Genomic DNA, 17,443 nt, shown 5'->3' with positions numbered 1-17,443 from the left:
GTCACGGGATGACCGGGTAATTCAAGCTGAAATCCTGCCGGCTAGTATCGGTCGCCCCCATTGATCCGTTGTAGCCGCTCACGCATCGCTTTCTGCAGGTCGTAGCCGGGCTTGCCGAATTCGGCATTGCGGCCGGCGATGAACTGATCCTGATCGCGCTGTAATTCGCGCGCCTGACTCGGGTTCTGCGCCTCGCGGATCGCCCGAACGGTCGACGCGTTGATCTCGCGATCGAGGTCGGCGAGCTCGGGACTGGCGCAGATCGCCTTCTCCACCGCGCGGCGCGCCTTGCGGCAATCAAAGCTCGGTTTGCCGGCGACCGCCATCATGGCGCCCATCCGCTCCAGCTCCAGCGACAACGATTTGTAGTTGGCCTTGGCAGCCTCGTGATTGGGGTTGAGCTTGAGCGCGGCGCCGAAGTCCATGATGGCCTTGGGTCGGTCGCCCTTTCTGCGCCAGAGCTCGCCGCGCGCATTGTGCGCATCGGCGAGCGACGGATCGAGCCCGAGCGCGGTGTCGTAATCTGCAATCGCGCGATCGGTCATCTGCTTGCGGTCATAGGCGGCGGCGCGCGCTACCAGGGCCTTGACGCGAGCCGGCTTGGCCGCCTTCTCGTTGCCGATGAAGACGCTGCAGAGGTCGATGGTCTTGCCGTCGTCATCAGTTGCCGCCGCGGCGATGCAGGGCCCGGGATCAGCCTGAACATCCTTGCCCGGCTCGCTGCCTGTCGCGCGCGCGGCAGCGGCCATCAGCACGCATGACAGGCAAACGCCGATCAGCGCCAGAGCCAGACTTGCAGAGTTGCGTCGCATCATAATCGCCGACAATACGTCCTTCTCCTGCGCCTTAAGCAACCGACCCGGCTGCCATCCCGGCAGCCCGCCGTTTGCCGCAAAACCACATGCTGGACTATACGTCAATTGCGACGATCGGCTGCAGGGGGCTCGACTTGCTTACATTCGAATGGATCATTGGCTTGTTGCTCGCAGCCGTTGCGCTGTCGGCGCTGTCACGGCGGCTCAAGGTGCCCTACCCAGCGTTCCTTGCGATCGGCGGCATGCTACTGGCTTTGCTGCCGTCGGGTCCGTCCTGGGCGATGGAACCGAAACTGGCACTGGCGCTGTTCGTTGCGCCGGTCCTGCTCGACGCCGCCTTCGACACCTCGCTGCGCGATCTCCGCAACAACTGGCTGCCGGTTTCGACGCTCGTGCTCGTCGCGGTCGGCGTAACGACGGTGGCCGTCGCGGTGGTCGCGCGCTGGCTTCGCCCCGACATGCCCTGGGCGGTCGCGGTCGCGCTCGGCGCCATCGTCGCGCCGCCCGACGCAGCCGCGGCCACCGCGATCCTGCGGCAGGTCAGCCTGCCCTATCGGATCCAGAAGATCCTTGAAGGCGAAAGCCTGCTCAACGATGCCAGCTCGCTCCTGATCTATCGCGTCGCCGTCGGACTGGTCGCCGCCGAGCACATGAAGGTGCGCGAGTTTGTTCCGTCCATCACGGTGGCGTTGCTGGGGAGCCTCGCCGCCGGTTTCCTGCTCGCTCAAGTCTGGACGGCGACCACCCGCCGCATCACCGAAGCGCCAAGTGCGATCATCACGCAGTTTGCCGGCACCTTCATGGTGTGGATCGTCGCCGAGCGCGTCGGGCTGTCCGGCATCCTTACCATCGTCGCCTACGCGATCACCATTGCCCGTACCGCGCCGGCCCGCACCTCGGCGCGGCTGCGCGTGTCGTCCTATGCGGTGTGGGAAACCGTCCTCTTCGTGCTCAACGTGCTCGCCTTCATGCTGATCGGCATGCAGTTGCGTCCGATCTTGTCCGGGTTCGATGACGACGTGCTGTTCAAATATTGCAGTTTTGCGGCCACGATCCTCGCCGTCGTGATCCTCGCCCGCATCCTCTGGGTGATGCCATATGGCGCCTTCCTGCGCGCCTTGAAGGCGCGCGGCATGCTTCCTCCACAGGTGGTCGCGGCTGTGCCGACGTTGCGGCGCGGCATCGTCGTATCCTGGTGCGGCATGCGCGGCATCGTCACGCTGGCAGCCGCCTTCGCGCTGCCCGAGAGTTTCCCGTATCGCGATCTGATCCTGCTGACGGCGTTTGCCGTGGTGTTCGGCTCGCTCGTGATCCAGGGCCTGACACTGCGGCCATTGATCCTCGCGCTGAACTTCGACGACGACAATCCGGTGGCGCGCGAGGCGGCCCGCGCCCGCACCATCGCCTATCGCGCCGCGCTCGATGAGATCGTAGCAGACCCGTCGGAGCAAGCCGAAATCCTCAGGCTCGAATACCGCGCCGTGCTGCAACGCGCCGAGACCGATCCCGATTGCGGCTTGATCTCGCGCGAACTCCCGGCCGATCCGCTACGCCGCCGCGCCGTCGCAGCGGCCCGCCAGGCGCTGCTCCGGCTCCGCGGCACTGAGGCCATCGGGGACGACGCGTTCCATCTGGTCGAGGAAGAGCTCGACCGCGCCGAACTCAGCCTGGAGGTGTAGATCGCGCGGCGTTTGTTTTGACGAGTTTTCTTCTCGCGAACCGGTAGCCACTTCGGTCGAAAACGCGACGTGCGCCTCAAGCACCGGACTTGCTGGTGATGCCGCCGTCGACCACGAGCTCGATGCCGGTGACATATTTCGATTCATCGGAGGCGAGAAACAGCGCCGCATTGGCGACGTCCCAGGCCTCGCCCATGTGCCCCATCGGCACCTGGGCGTCACGGGCGCGCCACATCGCCTCCACGTCGCCCTTGGCGTAGCTCTGCGCCAGGCCGGCCGAATGCTCGACCATCGGCGTCTTCATCAACCCGGGCAAGATCGCATTGACGCGCACATGCTTTGAGGCGAATTCGACCGCGGTGGTGCGCGTCATCTGGTTCATCGCGGCCTTGCTCGCGTTGTAGCTGACATAGGAAATACCGACATGGCGGATCGACGCGATCGAGGAGATGTTGATGATCGAGCCGCCGCCCTGTTTGATCATGACGGGAATGACGTGCTTCATCGTGAAGAACGCGCTCTTGAGATTGACGGCAAAGACGCGATCCCATTCGGCTTCCGCCACCTCGACCACGCTGCCGACCTCGGCGATGCCGACATTGTTGTCGAGCACATCGATGCAGCCGCAGGACTTCAGGCAGGCCGCCACCATCGCCTCGACCTCGGCGGCGCGCGAGACGTCGGCGGTGTAGGCGGTCGCCTTGCCACCCTCGCCGGTGATGATGCTCACGGTCTCTTCCGCCGCCGCGGTGTTGCGATCGACGCAAAACACGCTGGCGCCCTCGCGCGCAAAGGTGACGGCGGTCGCCTTGCCGTTGCCCCAGCCCGGCCCGATCGAGCCCGCCCCGACCACCATTGCAACCTTGCCCTTGAGCCGATCCATGGGTTGTTCTCCCTTGTAGTTCTGTTCTTGTCCGGATCCTTGCTACGGATCCTTGCAGACACTCATTGTCGTGACATTAGCACCGATCGGATGCTCGAAAATCTCCGATAGCGACTGGCAGCGTCCCTCGTGGCACAGGTGCCATTCGCCGGCGGCGCCGGAATTGCCGAGCACGACCTCCGGCCGTGGTGAGGGTGGCGGCGACCATTGAAACCGGCCGTCGACGAGGCGCGCGTCCGGCGGCGGCTCCATTCCGGCGCCAAAACCCTGGATGCGAGCTTGCGTCAATTCGAGCCCGGCCGGCGTTACCAGCCAGTCTTCCTGCCAGGCGGTCTTCTCGATCGAATGCGTCCAGGCAAGCGTGAAGGCCGCGATCGACAGCGTCTTCACGACACCCGCCGAGGCGAGGCAGAGACTCAAGCCGCCGCCACCGCGTTGCGCGAGCGCTGCCGCCATTGCCACGACACGACAACGGCGGCGAGCGTGAAGCCCGCGGTATCCGAGAACTGGAAATCGCCGAGCAGGCAGAGCGCGGCTGCAAAGGCGACCACGATCTCGATCAATGTCAGCCGCGTGAACAGGAAGCCGATCGCGACGATGCCGAACAGCGCGATCGCAACCAGCGCCTTGAAGGTCGCAAGGGCCACCGCGCCGTAGAAGCCGAGCTGCACGGCCATCGGATCGTTGGCCTGCAGCATCAGCGCCGGCGAATAGACGAAGATGAAGGGAATGACGTAGCCGGCGAGCGCGATCCGCATCGCTTCCCAACCGATCTTGTCGGGATTCTCCCTGGCGATCGGTGCCGCGGCGAGGGCTGCAAGCGCCACCGGCGGCGAGAGGTCAGCCATGATGCCGTAGTAGAACGCGAACATGTGGCTCGCGATCAGCGGCACACCCAGCTTGGCGAGCGCCGGCGCGGCGAGCGCCGCCGTGATGATGTAGGTTGGAATCGTCGGGATGCCGGTGCCGAGCAGGATCGACAGCAGCATGGTCATGATCAGCGCCAGGAACAGGCTCTTCGCGCCGAGGCCGATGATCCAGCTGCCGAAGATGGTGCCGACGCCGGTCTGCGTCATCATCCCGATGATGGTGCCGACGATGGCGCAGGCCATGCCGACCGTAAGTGCCGACTTGGCGCTGTCGGCGAGCGAGTCGCGGCAGGCGGCGAGCGTGACGCGGCCACCGCGGGTGATCGCGGCGATCACGATCAGGCCGACGACGACACTGCCGATCGGGACGATCTCGAGCCCGTGGCGCGAGACGGCGGCGGCGACGAGTGCCAATCCGATCCAGAAGATGTAGCGAACGACGGTGTTGGAGAAGCCGAGCGTGATGCTGGCGCCGAGGATCAGCGCAACCGTCAATGCGAGGCCCATGCTGCCGGCATAGAGCGGCGTGAAGCCCTCGAACAGCATGTAGACCAGCGCGGCCAGCGGCAGCACGAGGTACCAGCGCGCCACAAGCGCCTTCCAGGCGCTCGGGGTCTCGGAACGCTTCATGCCGACGAGGCCGTGCTTGCCGGCCTCCAGATGCACCATCCAGAACGCCGAGGCGAAATAGAGCATTGCCGGGATTACCGCGGCCTTGACGATCTCCGAATAGGGAAGGCCGAGCGTCTCCGCCATGATGAAGGCCACCGCACCCATGACCGGCGGCATGATCTGCCCGCCCATCGAGGCGGTTGCCTCAACACCGGCGGCGAAGGCGCGGCGATAGCCGAACCTGATCATCAGGGGAATCGTGAACTGGCCGACAGTGACGACGTTCGCGACGCCCGAGCCCGAGATCGTGCCCATCATGCCGGAGGCAAACACGGCGACCTTGGCAGGTCCGCCGCGGGTCCGGCCGAACAGGCCGAGCGAGACGTCGGTGAAGAGCTGGATCATGCCGGCACGTTCGAGGAACGAGCCGAATAGGATGAACAGGAAAATGTAAGTCGCCGATACGTAGATCGGCACGCCGTAGAAGCCTTCGGTGCCGAACGAGAGATGCGTGACGATCTGGTCGAAGTCATAGCCGCGATGGTTGAACGGCGACGGCAAATACTGCCCGAAGAACCAGTAGAGCAGACACGCGCCGCACATCAGCGGCAACGCCGCGCCCATCAGGCGCCGCGTGCCTTCGAAGATCAGCACCGCAAGCAGCGTGCCGACTGCGAGGTCGGTGGTGGTCGGATCACCGTCGCGGGCGATCAGGTCGGCGTAGAAAATCCACTGGTAGAGTCCGCAGAGGAACCCGGCGCCGCCAACGATCCAGCTTAACGCCCGGCCGAAATCGGTCTTGGCCGTGAAGTTGCCGATCAGGCCGAAGGAAAGCAGGATCAGGAAGCCGACATGGACGCCGCGCACCACCTGGCTCGGCAGGTTGTTGAAGGCCGCGACATAGAGCTGGAACAGCGCGAAGGCGAGACCGATGGCGTATGCCAGACGCCCCCAGCCGCCGGGCCCGAAGCCTTCGGGAAACCCGTGCTCGAAATTATCGAACTCGACCTTGGTGGGCTCAACGGCCTCAGCCTGCTGCTGCATATGAAAATCCCCCCGCCGAATCAACGACGCTTATCGCATTTGGATGGTGCTTGGCCCGCGCAGCCACGCTAAAAATCAAAGTCCTTCGAAAGATCGACGGCCGGGTCAAGCCCGGCCACGACGCCCAATCGTAGTTGCCCCTACTTAATCAGGCCCTTTTCCTTGTAGTAGCGGATCGCGCCGGGATGCAGCGGCACCGGGCTGCCGTTCGCGGCAGCCTCCAGTCTGATCTCCTTGCCGGCAGCATGGGCGTTTGCAAGTTCCGGCAGCGATTCGTAGACCAGCTTGGTCATCTGATAGGCGAGATCGTCGGACACCGCGCTGCTGGTGACGAGATAGTTCACCACCGCGGCAGTCGGCACGTCCTTGTCCTGGCCGGTATAGGTGTTGGCCGGAATGATCACCGGGACGAAGGGCGGCCCGATCTTGTCGACGGTCTCCTTCGGCACCGCGACAACGGTGATCTCGGAAGAGGTAGAGAGGTCCTTCAGCGAGGCAACACCGAGGCCGGCGGACTGCAGCGTCGCGTTGAGCTGGCGGTTCTTCATCAGGTCGACCGATTCGGCGAACGGCAGATACTCGACCTTGCCCAAATCCTTGTAGCTCATGCCGGCGGCCGCGAGGATGGCGCGCGAATTGAGCTCGGTCCCGGACTTCGGCGCGCCCACCGACAAGCTCTTGCCCCTGAGATTGGCGAGCGTCTTGATGCCGCTTTCGGCGGTGGCGACGATCTGGATGTAGTTCGGATAGATCGCCCCGATGGTGCGCAGCTTGTCGAGCTTGGTCTTGAAGCCGGCTTCGGCATCGCCTTCCCAGGCAGCCTTCAGCGAATCGCCGAGCGTGAACGCGATCTCGCCGCGGCCCTGCTGCAACAGAACCAGGTTCTCGACCGAGGCCTTGGTGGCCTGCACCTGGGTCTTCACGCCAGGGATATTGTCGCCGTAGATCTTCCCGATCGCGACGCCGAGCGGATAATAGACGCCGGAGGTCCCCCCGGTCAGGACGTTTATGAATTGTTCGGCCTGCGTCGCAGGCGCCGACAAAATGCTGGCTGCCACGATCGCGGCGGCCATCAACTTCGAATTCATCAGTATTGGTCTCCCCCATCAGCCGGCCGGAAATTGGCCGGACGGTGTCGTTGGGTCAACCCACCGAAACGACGCAGGCGCCCGGCATGCAGTATGCCAGCACCGTCACGTGACGCGTACGGGAACCATCCGCTGTTCGGCCATCCACCATGTCCGACAATGGTGCAGAATCACGCCGTCATCGACGCATCAACACAAGCATTAACGCCGTCTCGCGATGAAACGCAGCGCGCGCTTTGTCGGGTCCGATCGTAAAGCCGGTCAATCGCGCTCATGAACACCAGATGACGCATTTGTTGCAGCCGCCATAGTCACCCCACATGCCTTTTCGGCGCAATTTGATTCGAATTCGCGGCCTTAAGGTTAGCGAAGCAATGCATGTATGATCCCTGAATTTCCATGATTGCCGCCGTGGCTCCGATGTACGAATTCGTCGGGGCTATTCCGAACAGGGCGGGCATGAATCACATCAGTCACATCGGACAAGCGCGAGCCGGCTGGTTCGGGCAGCGCAAGCTGACTCCACGAGCCTGCATCGCGGACAGCAAAAAGCACCTTCGCACCTTCCTGACCGATGCGCTCGACGAGCTCGGCTTCATCACCAGCGAGTGCGCTCAAGCCGGCGATCTTGACGCCGTATTGGACGCAGAGCGGCCCGATCTGCTGGTGCTGGGCGCGTCCGTCGACGGCATCGAAGTCAGTAAAATTCTCGAGACTTTGGTGAGAAAGGACTATGGCGGCAAGGTGCTCGTCATCGGCCTGCCGGACTCGATCATCGTAAAGGCGGTCAGGCAAGTTGGGGATGAATACGGGATCGCGATGCTGCCAGCGTTGCCGACGCCGTTCAGCACTCGAACCCTTCGTGACAGTCTCGTGTCGCTGCTGCCGGTCGAACCTGCACCGAGCCCTGCGGTGGATGTCCCCGAAGCATTGAAGGCCGGTTGGCTCGAACTCTGGTACCAGCAGAAGATCCATCTCCGGACGCTGGCCCCTCACGGCGCAGAGGCGCTGATCCGGATGCGTCATCCCGCATGGGGCGTCGTTCCGCCGGCCTATTTCATTCCTGATGAAGGCGACCCGCATTTCCAGGCCCTGTCCGCGTTCGTCATCGAGCGGGCGATCGAGGACTGGCGATATCTCGTGGAGCAGAAAGGCCCGGTTGATCTCTCGATCAACCTGCCGATCTCCTTTCTCGCTGACGCCGATGCCGTGCGCGAGCTCTGCCGGCGGATACCGGACCATCCTGCGTTCGCCGGCCTGTTGATCGAGATCGATAGCGCCGAGGTCATCGACAATCTGGACCTTGCGATCGAAGTCGCCAGACGCGTGCGCCTGCACAACATCGCCATCTCGATTGACAATGTCGGCGCGAACTGGCCGTCCCTCATGGGACTGCAGAACTTTCCCTTCGTCGAACTGAAGGTCGACCACCAATTCGTCACCGGTTCCGCGGATCATCGCCTGAAGCAGACGGTGTGCCGCCGCATCGTCGAATTGGCCCGCGACCACGGCGCGCGCGTCGTCGCACAGGGGGTCGAGACGCGGGCGGATTTTCTGGCCGCGCACGACATGAATTTCGATCTGATCCAGGGTTACCTGCTCGGCAAGCCGATGGGCGTCAAGAAATTTGCAAGATCGCGCGTTCAGCTTGCGACGGAAGAGGACGCCGCGCCCTGACGCCGGATTGCGTCAGGTCCCGGTCATTGAAACGTCATGTCGAGGCATTTGGAAATGTCGGAGCCGAGCCCGGACGAGATCGTGATGCAGCCGCGGATCTTCTGGCTGTTGTTGTCGCTCGCCCAGATCGAATAGCCGCCGGGACCGAAGAACGAGTTGGTGTTCGGCGGCTCGGTCTCGGTGGCGTCGAACGAATAATTGCCGTCGGTGTCGAAAATACGCGCCTTCTTGGTGCAGCCGCCGTCGGCCTGCACGTTGATGACCTCCTTGTTGTCCCGCGTCAGCGCCAGCGAAACCTGGCAGCGGAAGTATTCCGAGGTCTTGGCGTTGAACAGATAGGCGTACGATTTGCATGTCGCGGTGTTGAGCTTGCCGGCCGACAGCCCGCGGCTGCAGGAAATCCGCTGGTTGTTCGACAGCTTGAAGTCGTCCGCCTGCGCGACCGAAGCCAGCGTCATGAGCGACAGCGCGGCACCCAAACCGATTTTCATGACATGGCTCATCCGAATCGTCCCCAGGAGTCTTCTTGGCAATAAGTTGTTGTAGACGGAAACACGACGATAGTCGCGAAGTGTCATCGGGAAAATCACAAAGTCGCGGAAAGCCGTGAGCGATGCTATCGGTTAGTCGTATTGACGGCGCGTCTTCGTTCGTGATTTGTTCAGACCGCGCGGACGACGCGGTTCTTGGGTGCGGAGGATGGTTCATGACAAATTTATTGACCAGGACGTTATTGACCAAGGCGTTATTGGCTGCGGCCTTTGCCGCGCTGGCCACATCTGCATTTGCGCAGGAAGCTGCCCCGTGGGAACTGAAGACCGACATGGGCTACGCCTATGACAAGGACGGCAAGACCTCGTCCTACAAGATGGGCACCAACAATGCCGGCATGCTCCTGAAGGGAGCCAAGAAGGTGCCGAAGGGCACGCTGTTCTTCATCGGACATAACGGCCAGCTCTACATGCGCTCCGGCCCCTATCTCGAGGGCGACGGCAAGTTCATGTTCGGGTCGAATTGACGTCTTTCGGTTTGTCGGAGGGAAGTCAGAACGCCGCCGCGAGCTCCTTCGCGCCCGGCTTGTTGCTGTTGTAATCCATCCGCTCGTTGGTGACGGCGAGCAGCTTTGCCACGGTGTTGTTGCGGATCGCCACCGGGTTGCGCTCGTAGCCGGAGCGCTGGAAGAAATTCGAGGTCGGCACCTGCTCGCGCATCGCCTGCGGCATGGTCACCATGTCGAGCCCGGTGCCGTCGCCGGTCAGGTTCATCATCTCGAGTTCGGCGGCCGTCAGCGGCCGGTTGTAGCCCTTGGCGCGGGCGAAGATCACCGACGTCAGCAGCTTGTGGGTCTGCAGCATCGGGCCGACGTCGATGTCGAGCACCATGGCATGGACCGCCCAGCCCTGCGCCGTGTCGGCGAGCCGTTCATGCGCCGACCAGTCGTCCGGTACGGTGCGGGTGTACTCGACCATCTTCTTCAGCACCACGAGCTTGTGCTCCATCGCCTTGCGCGCCGGCCCGGTCGTGGCCGCGACGCGCTCGGCCAGATCGCGCACGAATTCGTGGCCCTGTTCGGCCATCAGCTCGACGCTGTTGGTGGTGAGCAACTGGTTGTAGCCGATCGCGGTCGAAATGGCGCGTTTGCCGCCATGCTCGATACCCGACTGCACGTCGTAATTGCCGGTGCCACCGGTCTCGAACGAATAGACCCGCACCGCCTGCTCCGGCGTCAGGCCGGCCGCGCGCGCATAGCGGGCATAAGCGCGCTTGAACTCGACCTCGGTGGCGGGACGCTGCGGCGTGAACTGGAACTGCTCGGCCGCGGCCTGGACGAAATCCGAGACCACCGGGATCGTCCTGCGTGGACGCGGCGGCTTGCCCTCCTCCTCTTCCGGCGCCGGATTCACCGGCCGCTTCGGGCCCTGATAGACCGGCGGCTGCTCCAGCACATAATCGTCCAGCGTGATCTGCACACGGTCGCGCCGCTTGGCGTTGCGGCCGCGCCGCTTGTCGGCGATCGCGCTCCAATAAGCGCTCGCATCCTGGTCGAAGGCAGCGCGCGCCTCCTGATATTGCTGCAGCTTGCGGCGATACTCCGCGACCGCCTGGGGCGATGCCGCCTGCGCCATCGCATTCGCGGTGCTCGGCGGCAGCGTAAGGGCATCACGGGCCAGGACAGACGGCGCACCCGCGATCAGCGCGAGCGCGACAATTCCGGGACACAGGCGAATCAATTGCGGGCGCATGTTTCCGTTGTAGCAAGCGCGGGCGCGAAGTCAGCCCGGAATATCGCCCTCCTCATTTCCAGGCGAACACCGGTTGTTCCAGATCGGCGACACGGGTGGTGCGCCCGGCCAGCACTTCGCGGAATTGATAGATCAGCGCCGCCGTCGGCGCATGGATCTGCTGGCCGCCGAGACGGAAGCGGATCACGCGGCGTGTGCTCTCGGGGATCGAGACGAAGCTGAACGCGTCATCAGTCTCGATCGCATCAAGCCCGATGCGGTGGACGGAAGCGACTTCGTCCGGGTTCGGCGTGATCGCGGCGCGCGTGCCCGCCCAGACCACGACCGGCGTGATCAGATAGCCCGAGCGCGTCGGATAGTCGTCGAGCATGCCGAGAACGTCGCCCGCATCCAGCGCGAGTCCAAGCTCCTCATGCAATTCGCGCAGCGCCGCTTCGACCTGCGTCTCGCCGGCATCGCAGCGACCGCCGGGCAGCGCCCATTGCGCGCTATGGGAACGCAGGCTGGCGCTGCGGCGAGTGAGCAGGAAGGCGGTGCCGTTGCCATCATCGGCTTCGGTCAGCGCAATCGCGACCGCCGCGTGCTTCAGCGTCGCCACCGCGTCCGCCGGCGCCAGGCGCGTGAAGGCGGCGCAGAGCTCTGCGATATTCCGCCGGGTGGCATCGTCAAATATGCGGGCCATCGATCTTGACTACAACACAACAGAGTTTGATGAAATGACTGCCAACACATGCCTCCTGCGATCAATCATCTGCCATCAATCACGTGCAACCAACGGACCACACCACATGACCGCCTACGCCGCGGACAAGCTCAAATCCGACGGCTGGAAGATCGCCGACACCACGGGCTTCCTGACATTGATCGGCCCCTTGTGGGAACGCTTGGCGGACGGTGCGCTCGAGCTCGCGCTGATCACCGAGGACAAGCACCACAACCGCCGCGGTCTCGTGCAGGGCGGCGTGATCATGACCTTTGCCGACCGTGCCTGTGGCATGACCGCGCGTTTCGTCTCGGGCAAGCCGACGCTTGCGACGGTGCAGCTCGACACCCATTTCGTCGAAGCCGGCAAGATCGGCGAGGTCCTGACGACCCGCCCGCGGGTGGTGCGTTCGACCCGCAGCCTGATCTTCATCACGGCCGAAGTGACCGTCGACAAGCGCAGCATCGCGATGGCCAATGGCGTGTTCAAGATTCTGAAGAACGAGAGTTGACCCGTCGTTCCGGGATGGTCCGTAGGACCAGACCCGGAATCTCGAGATTCCGGGTTCGATGCTTGCGCATCGCCCCGGAATGACAAACGGAGGGAATGCCCGATGCAATACCGCCAGCTTGGCCGGAGCGGCCTGAAGATTTCGCCGATCTGCCTCGGCACCATGATGTTCGGCGGACCGACCGACGAGGCGACATCGTCGCGGATCGTCGCCAAGGCGCGCGAGGCAGGCATCAACTTCATCGACAGCGCCGATGCCTATAATGGCGGCAAGTCCGAGGAGGTCGTGGGTCGCGCGATCTCCAACCAGCGATCGAACTGGATTCTCGCCACCAAGCTCGCCAATCCGATCGGCGACGATCCCAACCATGGCGGGCTGTCGCGTCGCTGGGTGTTGCAAGCGGCCGACGAGAGCCTGAAGCGGCTGGCGACCGATTACATCGACATCTACTATCTGCACAAGGAAGACCACACGACGCCGCTCGATGAGACCGTGCGCGCGATCGGCGACCTGATCCGCGCCGGCAAGGTGCGTTATTTCGGCGTCTCCAACTATCGCGCCTGGCGCGTCGCCGAGATCTGCAACATCTGCGACCGGCTCGGCATCGACCGCCCGATCGCGAGCCAGCCCTATTACAATGCGATGAACCGGATGCCCGAGGTCGAGCACTTTCCGGCCTGCGGCTTCTACGGCCTCGGGATCGTGCCCTATAGTCCTTTGGCGCGCGGCGTGCTGACCGGCAAATATGCGCCCGACGCGGCACCGGCGGCCGACAGCCGCGCCGGCCGCAACGACAAGCGCATGATGCAGACCGAGTGGCGGCCGGAATCGCTCAAGCTCGCGCAGGAGATCAAGCAGCACGCCGAGGCACGCGGCATCACCGCCGGACAATTCGCTGTATCGTGGGTGCTGAACTCGTCCTTCGTGAGCGCCGTGATCGCCGGCCCGCGCACTGAGGCGCAATGGGACGACTACATCCGCGCACTCGACTACACATTCACGGCGGAGGACGAAGCCCTGATCGACCGCCTCGTCACCGCCGGACATCCCTCGACGCCGGGGTTCAACGATCCCGCCTATCCGATCGAAGGGCGACGGGCGCGCACCGAGCGGCCTTAGCAACAGCGACGAAGGCAGGTCAAATCGCTCTGTCCGCGGACTCGCTGCACCTCTCCCGCTTGCGGAGGAGGTCGCATCGCATGCCATGCGATGCGGGTGGGGGCTCTCTCCGCGATACGACTCGTGGAGAGAGCCCCCACCCCAGCCCTCCCCCGCAAGCGCCCCGCAAGCGGGAGAGGGAGCGCAGCTCCGACGCGGTTGTTACTCGGCCTCCCTTTAGGCTGCTTTGGCATCAGCGACGAATCTACGGCACCGCCCCTTGTCTCGGCACGGCCGAAGCCCGACTTCGCACCTTCCGAATTGCGCATGATATGAGCAGGCTGCACCATCAGCGCATGACCAAGCTGATGTTGGTGCTGCAATGACCGCGTCGCACATGCTGGACTGGACTGTGGCGCTCCTGGTTTGCTGGGCAAGCCTGACCGCGATCGTGCAATCCCGGCACGAAGCCTCACGGTGCGACATTCCCTACGCGACAGGGTACGCATCGCAAGATCCGCCTGCGATTCCGACGCCGGCCGAGATCGAGGAAACCATCCGGGACATGAAACTGCACGATTGAAGGGAATGCGCAAAGCGCGAAAGACCTTTTTCCAAGTCCCAAAATGAGTGAGGGCGGCGCCGAAGCGCCGCCCTCATGTATTGCTGTCCTTGCCGGCCTCTATTTGTGGCCGACGAGGTCGAAGCGGTCGTGGTTCATCACCTTGGTCCATGCGGCGACGAAGTCGTGCACGAACTTCTCCTTGGAGTCGGACTGACCGTAGACCTCGGCAAGCGCGCGCAGTTGCGAATGCGAGCCGAAGATCAGGTCGACACGGGTTGCAGTCCACTTCGCCGCATTGCTCTTGCGATCACGGCCCTCATAAACGCCCTCGCCGACATGGTCCCACTTCGTGCTCATATCGAGCAGGTTGAGGAAGTAGTCGTTGGTGAGCGTCCCCGGCTTGGCAGTGAACACACCGTGCTTGGACTGCTTGGCGTTGGCGCCGAGCACGCGCAGGCCGCCGACCAGAGCCGTCATCTCCGGCCCGGTGAGCCGCAGCAGTTGCGCGCGGTCCACCAGCGCCTCCTCGGGCATCATGAACTGATGCTTGCCGCTGATGTAGTTGCGGAAGCCATCAGCTCGTGGCTCGAGCGGCGCAAAGGAGTGGACGTCGGTCTCCTCCTGCGAGGCGTCCATGCGTCCCGGCGTGAACGGAACCTTCACATTGGTGCCGCCACCCTTCGCCGCCTTCTCGATCGCGGCGGCGCCTCCGAGCACGATCAGATCGGCCAGCGAGACCTTCTTGCCGAACTCCTTCTGGATGACTTCGAGCTTGCCCAGCACATTCTTCAGCTGCGCCGGCTCGTTGACCTCCCAATCCTTCTGCGGAGCAAGACGAATGCGCGCGCCGTTGGCACCGCCGCGTTTGTCCGAACCGCGGAAGGTGGACGCCGAGGCCCACGCCGCCGACACCAGTTCGGACACGGACAGGCCGGAGGCGAGAATCTTCGCCTTCAGCGCCTCGATATCCTGGTCGCCGATTACTTCGTGATCGAGCGCCGGAATCGGATCCTGCCAGATCAACGTCTCCTTCGGCACCAGCGGGCCGAGGTAACGCACGATCGGGCCCATGTCTCGATGCGTGAGCTTGAACCAGGCGCGGGCGAAGGCGTCCGCGAACTGATCCGGGTGCTCCAGGAAGCGGCGCGAGATCTTCTCATAGGCCGGATCGAAGCGCAGCGAGAGGTCGGTGGTCAGCATGGTCGGCTTGCGCTTCTTCGACGGATCGAACGGATCCGGAATGACGGCGTCCGCGCCCTTGGCCACCCACTGGTTGGCACCGCCGGGGCTCTTCTCCAGTTCCCATTCGTAGTTGAACAGGTTCTCGAAGAAGTAGTTACTCCACTTGATCGGCGTCTGAGTCCAGATCACCTCCAGGCCGGAGGTGATCGCGTCGGCGCCCACGCCGCTGGCGTGGCTGCTCTTCCAGCCGAGGCCCTGGTCCTCGAGCGCACCCGCCTCCGGCTCCGGACCGACCAGCGACGGATCGCCGGCGCCGTGGGTTTTGCCGAAGGTGTGGCCGCCGGCGATCAGCGCGACGGTCTCCTCGTCGTTCATCGCCATGCGGAAGAACGTCTCGCGGATGTCCTTGGCCGCAGCGATTGGGTCCGGCTTGCCGTTCGGGCCTTCCGGATTGACATAGATCAGGCCCATCTGTACCGCGCCGAGCGGTTCGGAGAGCTGGCGTTCGCCGCTGTAGCGCTCGTCACCGAGCCAGGTGCCTTCCGGACCCCAATACAGTTCTTCCGGCTCCCATACGTCGACGCGGCCACCCGCGAAACCGAAGGTCTTGAAGCCCATCGATTCCAGGGCGACGTTCCCGGTGAGGACGATCAGGTCGGCCCACGAGATCTTGTTGCCGTACTTCTGCTTGATCGGCCAGAGCAGCCGTCGTGCCTTGTCGAGGCTGACGTTGTCGGGCCAGCTGTTGAGCGGAGCGAAGCGCTGTTGGCCAGCTCCGGCGCCGCCGCGGCCGTCCGTGATACGATAGGTGCCTGCACTATGCCAGGCCATGCGGATCATGAGGCCGCCGTAATGACCGAAGTCGGCCGGCCACCACTCCTGCGAGTCCGTCATCAGGGCCGTCAGGTCCTTGATCACAGCGTTCAGATCGAGAGTCTTGAACGCCTTGGCGTAGTCGAAGTCCTTGCCCATCGGATCCGACAGGTTCGAATTCTTGTGCAGGACCTGGACGTCGAGCCCCTCCGGCCACCAGTCGCGGTTCGTGCGCGCCCGAGGGCTCGCCGTAAACGGGCACTTGCCCGCGCCTTCGTCGGTTTTTGCATCCATGTTTCTTCTCCGAGGTGATGGATTCTGGAATGGGCTGGAGCTCTTCCAAGATTGATTCTACGCGCTCCAATACATCAGGGGAAATTGACTTTAATGATCGCTTCGATAAGATAATCTGATGATAAACGTCACACTGCGGCAACTTCGCTATTTCGATGCGCTGGCCCGCCACGGCCATTTCGGACGCGCGGCAGAGGCCTGCGCCATCTCGCAGCCGGCGCTGTCGATGCAGATCCGCGAAATGGAGCAGGCCGTCGGCGGCGCGCTGCTTGAGCGCGGCGCACGCCAGATCGCACTGACCAAATTCGGCGAGGAGCTGCTGCATCGGGTTCGCGACATCCTGCGCTCGGTCGATGAGCTCGGCGACTTCGCGCGCGCCTCGCGCGACAAGCTCGCCGGCCGGCTTCGCATTGGCATGATCCCGACGATAGCCCCCTATTTGCTGCCGAAGGTGATCGAGAATCTGGCGCGGCTGCATCCCGAACTCGACATCCATGTCCGCGAGACGCTGACGCCGAAGCTGATCAAGGAGGTCGCCGAGGGCCGGCTCGACACCGCGATCGTCGCGCTGCCGGTGTCGGAACCGTCGCTGACCGAGGCCGCGCTGTTCACCGAAAGCTTCCTGCTGGTGCGGCCGGGCGAAGCTGCGGGAACGCCGGTGCCGTCGAGTGAGATGCTGCGCGAGATGCGGCTGTTGCTGCTCGAGGAGGGTCATTGCTTCCGCGACCAGGCGCTGTCGTTCTGCAACATGCAATCCTCGCCGCCGCGCGAGGTGCTGGATGCGAGCTCGCTGTCGACGCTGGTGCAGATGGTCGGCGCCGGCATCGGCGTCACCCTGATTCCGGAAATGGCCGTCGCGGTGGAGACGCGCTCGGCGCCGGTGTCGGTGTCGCGCTTCAAGAATCCGCAGCCCTCGCGAACCATCGGCATGGTCTGGCGCAAGAGCAGCCCGCTTGCCGGCCAGCTCCAGCAGATCTCCGAAGTGGTCTCGCTCGCCGCCGCCGCGCTGCGCGCGCCGAAGGCGGATGCTGGGGCGGGAGATACGACGAAGAAGCCGGTCGCGGGAGCCAGGCCCAAGTAGGGTACGCAGGTCGCGCCGCATCCACGCCGTCGTCCCGGCGAAGGCCGGAACGGCGTTGGGGATTGTTCTCGATTCACGGCCAAACATCGCGGTGTCATCACCCGCGCATGCGGGTGATCCAGTATTCCAGAGACAGTTATGATTGAGCTGATGGGCCGCGGCGTACTGGGTCGCCCGGTCCCAGTGCGCAATTGCGCACAAGGCCGGGCGATGACAGTTGTAGGTGGGACGCAGCTTCGCGTTCTCGCGACATGATTTGTCCGAGTCTTGCATTTCGTTTGCCCTC

At 63.8% G+C, this 17,443-nt stretch carries 16 protein-coding genes; 7 read left to right on the top strand and 9 right to left on the bottom strand.

Annotated elements, in window-relative coordinates; all coding sequences use genetic code 11:
- Positions 1-41 precede the first annotated feature (41 nt).
- The gene (locus ACP2YO_RS05830) at positions 42-812 is read right to left on the bottom strand and encodes a lysozyme inhibitor LprI family protein (protein WP_426439907.1); all 771 of its coding nucleotides are present in this window, start codon (positions 810-812) and stop codon (positions 42-44) included.
- An 89-nt stretch (positions 813-901) separates the two neighbouring features.
- On the opposite strand from ACP2YO_RS05830, the gene ACP2YO_RS05825 reads away from it, so the two are divergent.
- Positions 902-2,494, top strand: a complete 1,593-nt coding sequence (locus tag ACP2YO_RS05825; protein WP_426439905.1) for a cation:proton antiporter — start codon at positions 902-904, stop codon at positions 2,492-2,494.
- A gap of 76 nt (positions 2,495-2,570) precedes the next feature.
- On the opposite strand, the gene ACP2YO_RS05820 is transcribed toward ACP2YO_RS05825, so the two are convergent.
- The 4 genes from ACP2YO_RS05820 to ACP2YO_RS05805 form a co-directional block, all read right to left on the bottom strand.
- Positions 2,571-3,377: an SDR family NAD(P)-dependent oxidoreductase gene (locus ACP2YO_RS05820; RefSeq protein ID WP_426439903.1), complete on the bottom strand. Its 807-nt coding sequence runs from the start codon at positions 3,375-3,377 to the stop codon at positions 2,571-2,573.
- Positions 3,378-3,419: 42 nt separating this feature from the next.
- Entirely contained in the window at positions 3,420-3,833 is a 414-nt protein-coding gene (locus ACP2YO_RS05815) for a DUF1850 domain-containing protein (protein WP_426439901.1), read from the bottom strand.
- Positions 3,794-5,902: a TRAP transporter permease gene (locus ACP2YO_RS05810; RefSeq protein ID WP_426439899.1), complete on the bottom strand. Its 2,109-nt coding sequence runs from the start codon at positions 5,900-5,902 to the stop codon at positions 3,794-3,796. The genes ACP2YO_RS05815 and ACP2YO_RS05810 overlap by 40 nt, the downstream gene beginning before the upstream one ends.
- A gap of 140 nt (positions 5,903-6,042) precedes the next feature.
- The gene (locus ACP2YO_RS05805) at positions 6,043-6,990 is read right to left on the bottom strand and encodes a TAXI family TRAP transporter solute-binding subunit (RefSeq protein WP_426439897.1); all 948 of its coding nucleotides are present in this window, start codon (positions 6,988-6,990) and stop codon (positions 6,043-6,045) included.
- Positions 6,991-7,449: 459 nt separating this feature from the next.
- Here ACP2YO_RS05805 and ACP2YO_RS05800 point away from each other — a divergent pair, with 459 nt between their 5' ends.
- A complete protein-coding gene (locus tag ACP2YO_RS05800; RefSeq protein ID WP_426439895.1) occupies positions 7,450-8,667 on the top strand; it encodes an EAL domain-containing response regulator in 1,218 nt (405 codons plus the stop codon).
- A gap of 23 nt (positions 8,668-8,690) precedes the next feature.
- Here the strand turns inward: ACP2YO_RS05800 and ACP2YO_RS05795 are convergent, their stop codons facing one another.
- Positions 8,691-9,170, bottom strand: a complete 480-nt coding sequence (locus tag ACP2YO_RS05795; RefSeq protein WP_426439893.1) for a hypothetical protein — start codon at positions 9,168-9,170, stop codon at positions 8,691-8,693.
- Positions 9,171-9,373: 203 nt separating this feature from the next.
- Between ACP2YO_RS05795 and ACP2YO_RS05790 the strand changes: the two genes are divergently transcribed.
- Positions 9,374-9,685 (top strand): hypothetical protein, encoded by a 312-nt coding sequence (locus tag ACP2YO_RS05790; RefSeq protein ID WP_426439891.1) that lies wholly within the window; start codon positions 9,374-9,376, stop codon positions 9,683-9,685.
- 25 nt (positions 9,686-9,710) lie between these two features.
- Here ACP2YO_RS05790 and ACP2YO_RS05785 read toward each other — a convergent pair whose 3' ends face one another.
- Together ACP2YO_RS05785 and ACP2YO_RS05780 are read right to left on the bottom strand one after the other, a co-directional pair.
- On the bottom strand, positions 9,711-10,910 hold the full coding sequence (locus ACP2YO_RS05785; protein WP_426439889.1) for a hypothetical protein: 1,200 nt from the start codon (positions 10,908-10,910) through the stop codon (positions 9,711-9,713).
- A 52-nt stretch (positions 10,911-10,962) separates the two neighbouring features.
- The gene (locus tag ACP2YO_RS05780) at positions 10,963-11,592 is read right to left on the bottom strand and encodes an NUDIX hydrolase (RefSeq protein ID WP_426439887.1); all 630 of its coding nucleotides are present in this window, start codon (positions 11,590-11,592) and stop codon (positions 10,963-10,965) included.
- 106 nt (positions 11,593-11,698) lie between these two features.
- Here ACP2YO_RS05780 and ACP2YO_RS05775 point away from each other — a divergent pair, with 106 nt between their 5' ends.
- From ACP2YO_RS05775 to ACP2YO_RS05765, 3 genes are all read left to right on the top strand, one after another.
- Positions 11,699-12,124 (top strand): PaaI family thioesterase, encoded by a 426-nt coding sequence (locus ACP2YO_RS05775; RefSeq protein WP_426439885.1) that lies wholly within the window; start codon positions 11,699-11,701, stop codon positions 12,122-12,124.
- Positions 12,125-12,226: 102 nt separating this feature from the next.
- Positions 12,227-13,243: an aldo/keto reductase gene (locus tag ACP2YO_RS05770; protein WP_426439883.1), complete on the top strand. Its 1,017-nt coding sequence runs from the start codon at positions 12,227-12,229 to the stop codon at positions 13,241-13,243.
- A gap of 361 nt (positions 13,244-13,604) precedes the next feature.
- Positions 13,605-13,805 carry a hypothetical protein gene (locus tag ACP2YO_RS05765; RefSeq protein ID WP_426439881.1) on the top strand — a complete coding sequence of 67 codons (201 nt, stop codon included), beginning with the start codon at positions 13,605-13,607 and terminating at the stop codon, positions 13,803-13,805.
- A gap of 99 nt (positions 13,806-13,904) precedes the next feature.
- Here ACP2YO_RS05765 and katG read toward each other — a convergent pair whose 3' ends face one another.
- Entirely contained in the window at positions 13,905-16,076 is a 2,172-nt protein-coding gene (gene katG, locus ACP2YO_RS05760; protein WP_426439879.1) for a catalase/peroxidase HPI, read from the bottom strand.
- A 118-nt stretch (positions 16,077-16,194) separates the two neighbouring features.
- On the opposite strand from katG, the gene ACP2YO_RS05755 reads away from it, so the two are divergent.
- Positions 16,195-17,157, top strand: a complete 963-nt coding sequence (locus ACP2YO_RS05755) for a LysR substrate-binding domain-containing protein (protein ID WP_426439877.1) — start codon at positions 16,195-16,197, stop codon at positions 17,155-17,157.
- The last annotated feature ends 286 nt before the right edge of the window (positions 17,158-17,443 follow it).

It is taken from the genome of Bradyrhizobium genosp. P (assembly GCF_049949265.1).
Lineage (GTDB): Bacteria > Pseudomonadota > Alphaproteobacteria > Rhizobiales > Xanthobacteraceae > Bradyrhizobium.
Note: the sequence above shows the minus strand (reverse complement) of the source record. Positions and strands in the feature narration are given on the sequence as shown.